6 protein-coding genes are annotated in these 4,602 nt (G+C 69.4%); 2 read left to right on the top strand and 4 right to left on the bottom strand.

Annotated features, from left to right (window positions below; translation table 11 throughout):
- Together Q1K70_RS08840 and Q1K70_RS08835 are read left to right on the top strand one after the other, a co-directional pair.
- On the top strand, positions 1-151 hold a 151-nt coding region (locus Q1K70_RS08840; RefSeq protein ID WP_366521675.1), incomplete at its 5' end, for a PhoU domain-containing protein.
- A gap of 98 nt (positions 152-249) precedes the next feature.
- On the top strand, positions 250-666 hold the full coding sequence (locus tag Q1K70_RS08835; RefSeq protein ID WP_300157964.1) for a response regulator: 417 nt from the start codon (positions 250-252) through the stop codon (positions 664-666).
- Here Q1K70_RS08835 and Q1K70_RS08830 read toward each other — a convergent pair.
- The 4 genes from Q1K70_RS08830 to trpB all read right to left on the bottom strand — a co-directional run bounded on the left by Q1K70_RS08830 (position 638) and on the right by trpB (position 4,462).
- Positions 638-1,741 (bottom strand): hybrid sensor histidine kinase/response regulator, encoded by a 1,104-nt coding sequence (locus Q1K70_RS08830; RefSeq protein WP_300157962.1) that lies wholly within the window; start codon positions 1,739-1,741, stop codon positions 638-640. The two genes, Q1K70_RS08835 and Q1K70_RS08830, sit on opposite strands and share 29 nt — an antisense overlap.
- 54 nt (positions 1,742-1,795) lie before the next feature.
- Complete coding sequence (locus Q1K70_RS08825; protein ID WP_300157960.1) at positions 1,796-2,407, bottom strand: LysE family translocator; 612 nt, start codon at positions 2,405-2,407, stop codon at positions 1,796-1,798.
- Between the two features lie 103 nt (positions 2,408-2,510).
- Positions 2,511-3,281, bottom strand: a complete 771-nt coding sequence (trpA, locus tag Q1K70_RS08820) for a tryptophan synthase subunit alpha (protein ID WP_300157958.1) — start codon at positions 3,279-3,281, stop codon at positions 2,511-2,513.
- Positions 3,278-4,462, bottom strand: coding sequence for a tryptophan synthase subunit beta (gene trpB / locus Q1K70_RS08815; protein WP_300157956.1), 1,185 nt, complete (start codon positions 4,460-4,462; stop codon positions 3,278-3,280). The genes trpA and trpB overlap by 4 nt, the downstream gene beginning before the upstream one ends.
- Positions 4,463-4,602: the final 140 nt, after the last annotated feature.

The following is a 4,602-nucleotide window of genomic DNA, read 5'->3' as shown; positions in this document are numbered from 1 at the left end:
CATGCGCGAGGTGGCCCGGCCGGTGGAGCGGGCCGTGCAGGTGAGCTTCATCGCCCACGGCCTCAAGCGGGTGTGCGACCAGTGCACCAACATCGCCGAGTCCGTGGTCTTCATCCGCGAGGGGGCGTGCAGCCGCCACCGTTGCGACTAGCCGTCCGCCGTCATCTTCGGCCTTGACGGGAAAAACCCGATTCCCTGGCGCGGCCGTCGTTTTGAGGCTATCATGGAGCCGCAGCCAAGGAGGCGGCCATGGATCCGACGTCCTTCCCGGCCATCCTGGTGGTGGACGACCAGCAGCCCATGCGCAAGACCATCGTCTACATCCTGCGCCAGTTGGGCTACCGCAACGTCGAGTGCGCCGAGGACGGCGACATCGCCTGGAACGTCATCAACGGCCAGCACGTGGACTTGGTCCTGCTCGACTGGAACATGCCCCGCATGTCGGGTCTGTCGCTTCTGAGCCGCATCCGGGCCAGCGAGGCCTACCGCAAGCTGCCGGTGGTCATGATCACGGCCGAGGCCAACGAGGAGCACGTGCTCACGGCCGTGCAGGCCGGCGTGACCAACTACATCGTCAAGCCCTTTTCCCCCAACGTCCTGGGCAGGAAGATCCAGGAGGTCCTGGCCGAGCGCGCGTTCATGCCGCACCGGGAAGCCGGACGGTGACCACGGTGCCCGCGATCTCGTCCGTGGCCATGGCGATTTCGCCGCCGTGGGCCAGGACGATAAGCCGCGCCGAATAGGTGCCAAGCCCCGTGCCGCGCGCCTTGCCGGCCGTGGCGTACTTCTCGAAGAAGCGATCCCGCACGCATTCCGGCACGGCCCCCTTGTTGGCGATGGCCACGCTCGCGAAGTCCCCTTCGCGGCGCAGGGCCACGGACACCGTCTCGCCGTCCGGCGAGGCTTCCACGGCATTGGCCACGAGGTTGGCCAGCATGGAATAGCAAAGCAGCTCCTCGCCGCGCACCAGGAACAGGGCCCCGGGCCCGGCCGGCGTGCCCTCGAGGGTCACCTCGATCGCAAGAGCGCGGCGCCTGGCCGTGTCGGCGTGGACGCTCGCGATCTTGCGCACGATGGGGAGCAGGTCCACGTCGGCCGGGTCGAGCACGAACTGGCCGCGCTCCATCTTGAACAGCGCCGTGGACAGGTTGACCATGGACAACACCATGTAGCCGGCGTCTTCGATCAGCGAGAGCATCTCGCGCTGGTCGTCGTCGAGGTTGCCCGCCAGGCGCAGGACCTGCGGCAGGCTGATGATGGTGGTCAGCGGCGACTTGAGGTCGTGGCGCATGATGCGCTCCACGTCCTCCTTGAGGCGGGCGTTTTCCAGCGTCACCCGCACCAGCTCCTTTTCGGCGGCGGCCAGGCGGTACTGTTCCAGGGCGGCGTCCAGGGCCAGGCACAGCGCGGGGATGGGGCAGGGCTTGGTCAGGAAGCGGAAGATGTGGCCTTCGTTGACCGCGGCCATGGCCGCGGTCAGGTCGCCGTGGCCCGTGAGCATGACCGGCACGATCTGCGGGCAGCGCTCCTTGGCCGCCTTGAGGAAGGCCACGCCGTCCATGCCCGGCATGCGCAGGTCCGAGACGACCACGGCGTACGGGCCGCATTCCCGCAACGCCTCGAGGCCGGCCCGGGGGCCGGCGGCGGTGGCCACGTCGTAACGGCGGCACAGGCCGCGCCGCAGGGAGTCGAGCACGGCCCGGTCGTCGTCGACGAAGAGTATCTTGGCGCAGTGCGGCATGGGAGGTCGTCCGGTTTGCGACCCATTACCCCATATGCGCCGGAGAAACCAGCCTTATCCCACGGCGAAGCAGCCGGCGCAGGCCCAAAGCGTCAGCGCCATGGCCCGGAAGAACCGCCGGGCGGCGCGCGGCGAGGCCAGCGCCCCGGCCAGCCAGGTCCCGAACCGGGCGTAGGCCAGCATGCCGCCGAAGGCCAACAGCAGGATGGGCGCGGCCAGAAGGGCGATGCCGCGGACATCCGGCAGGCCCTGCGCGACGAACGGCGGCAGTAGCGCGCCGAGGAATCCCCAGGCCTTGGGGTTGACCGCGGCCACGCCCGCGCCTTGCAGGGCCAGGGAGCAAAGCGTCGGCCGGGCGGCGTCGCCCGCCGGGGCGACCTCCCGCGCACCGGCCCGCCACAGGGCCAGCCCCAGCCAGGCGATGTAGGCCGCGCCGGCCAGCGACGCCGCGCGCAGGAGCCACGGCGCGCCGGACAGGCGCGAGAGTCCGTACAGGGCGACGAGGATCTGCAGCAGCGTGGCGCAGACGTTGCCGAGCGCCACGAAGGCCACGGGCCGGCAGCCGTGGCGCATGCCGAGCGTCAGGGCTTGCAGCATGGCCGGGCCGGGCGTGAGCATGCTGGCGGTCAGGGCGAGGAGATAGGCGGCGTAGGTTGGAGCGTGCATGGCGGCTTCCCGCGACAGGGGAGGGCCGCCCGGCCGGGTCGCATGCCGGCCGGGGGCCCATGGGCCGGATCACGTCGTGATCCGGCCGCCCGTATCGTTGCGGTCAGCTGCGCCAGCGGGCCATGAACTCGGCGGCCGTGCCGCCGGCGTCGATGTGGGCGATCAGCGCCGAGCCGAAGACCACGGCGTCGATGAGGTCGCCGAAGGCGGACAGCTGCTCGGGCCGCTTGATGCCGAAGCCCAGGGCCACGGGCACCTTGAAGATGCGCCGCACGGCGGCCAGGCGCTCGGCGATCTCGGCCGGCAGCGACTCGCGCATGCCGGTGGTGCCGAGCACGGACACGAAGTAGACGAAGCCGCGCGCCTTTTCGGCGTAGGCGGCCAGGCGTTCCTCGGAGGTGTTGAGTCCGACCAGGGGAATGAGGTCCAGATCGAACTTGCCCAGCGCCTCGGCCATGGGGCCGGATTCCTCGAGCGGCAGGTCCGGCACGATGAAGCCATTGACCCCGGCCTCGGCCGCGTCCTCGGCCAGGTTGTCCAGGCCGTATTGCAGGAAGGGGTTGTAGTAGCCCATCAGCACCAGCCCGGCCTTGTAGCGGCCCTTGCGTTTGGAAAGCTCGTGGAAGAGCCAGGACAGGCAGGTGCCGTTCAGGAGGCAATCCAGGGAGGCCTTTTCCACCACCGGGCCGTCGGCCACGGGATCGGAAAAGGGCACGCCGATCTCGATGATGTCCGCGCCGCCGGCGTCCAGGGCGTCGAGTTCGTCGAAGAAGCGCTCCTTGTCCGGAAAGCCGCCGGGCAGAAAGGGGATGAGCGCCTTGCGCCCGGCGGCCAGCGCCTCCATGATGCGCGCGGTGAGGATGGACTGGCTCATGCGAGGCCTCCCTGCGTTTTCTCGTAGGCTTCGATGATGCCGAGGTCCTTGTCGCCCCGGCCGGACAAACACACCACCACCTGCGCCCCCTTGGGAATCTCCCGGGCGTGGCCGAGCACCCAGGCCACGGCGTGGCAGCTTTCCAGGGCCGGGATGATGCCCTCGCGCCGGCACAGGGCCTCGAAGGCGGCCAGGGCCTCGCTGTCCACGGCGATCTCGTATTTCACCCGGCCCGTCGCGGCCAGGTAGGCGTGCTCGGGGCCGACGCCGGGATAGTCCAGGCCGGCCGAAACCGAGTGCGACGGCTGGATCTGCCCCTCTTTCGTCTGCAGCAGCATGCTGCGCATGCCGTGGAGCACGCCGGGCGTGCCGAGGCTTATGGGCGCGGAGTTGTAGCAGCCGGGTTCGCCCGTGCCGCCGGCCTCCACGCCGACGAGCCTGACCGAGGCGTCGGGCACGAAGTGGTGGAACATGCCGATGGCGTTGGAGCCGCCGCCCACGCAGGCCACGACGTAGTCCGGCAGCCGGCCCATCTTGTCCAGGCACTGGGCCCGGGCCTCGCGGGAGATCACGGCCTGGAACTCGCGCACCAGAAGCGGAAAGGGATGGGGCCCGGCGGCCGTGCCGAAACAGTAGTGGGTGGTCCCCTGCTCGGCGATCCAGTAGCGCAGCGCCGCGTTGATGGCGTCCTTGAGCGTCTTGGTGCCGGACTCGATGGGCACGACCTCGGCCCCGAGCAGCTTCATACGCTTGACGTTGTGGGCCTGGCGCACCACGTCCTCGGCCCCCATGTAGACGATGCAGCCAAGGCCCAGCATGGCCGCGGCCGTGGCCGTGGCCACGCCGTGCTGCCCGGCTCCGGTCTCGGCCAGGAGCACGGATTTGCCCATGTATTTGGTCAGCAGGCCCTGGCCCATGGTGTTGTTGATCTTGTGCGCCCCGGTATGGTTCAGGTCCTCGCGTTTGAGCCACAGATCGAAGCCCAGCTCCTTGGACAGGTTCGGGCAACGGTACAAGGGCGAGGGCCGGCCCACGTAGTCGGCCAGCAGGGCATTGAGCTCGTTCTGGAACCCCGGGCTCGGCACGATGGTGCGCATGGCCTCCTCGAGCTCCAACAGCGGCGGCATGAGCAGCTCGGGCACGAACTGCCCGCCGAAGTCGCCGTAATAACCTTTTTTCATCGGGATGTGCCTCCGGCGGCCGGGGGAACCTTTTTTGAAAAAAAGGTTCCCCCGGACCCCTTCCAAAAAACTTTCAATGGCTTCGCGACGTGCGCGTTGCGTCCTCGGGACACCCTTCCCGTTGGGGCGCGCTCTTGCCG

The sequence above is a fragment of the Solidesulfovibrio sp. genome, from assembly GCF_029978005.1.
Lineage (GTDB): Bacteria > Desulfobacterota > Desulfovibrionia > Desulfovibrionales > Desulfovibrionaceae > Solidesulfovibrio.
This window is presented reverse-complemented; position numbering and strand designations above follow the sequence as displayed.

Excerpts from the sequence above, each read along its gene's own strand:
- trpB (WP_300157956.1), bottom strand. The coding sequence starts at position 4,462 with ATGAAAAAAGGTTATTACGGCGACTTCGGCGGGCAGTTCGTGCCCGAG.
- Q1K70_RS08825 (WP_300157960.1), bottom strand. The coding sequence starts at position 2,407 with ATGCACGCTCCAACCTACGCCGCCTATCTCCTCGCCCTGACCGCCAGC.
- Q1K70_RS08835 (WP_300157964.1), top strand. The coding sequence starts at position 250 with ATGGATCCGACGTCCTTCCCGGCCATCCTGGTGGTGGACGACCAGCAG.
- trpA (WP_300157958.1), bottom strand. The coding sequence starts at position 3,281 with ATGAGCCAGTCCATCCTCACCGCGCGCATCATGGAGGCGCTGGCCGCC.
- Q1K70_RS08830 (WP_300157962.1), bottom strand. The coding sequence starts at position 1,741 with ATGCCGCACTGCGCCAAGATACTCTTCGTCGACGACGACCGGGCCGTG.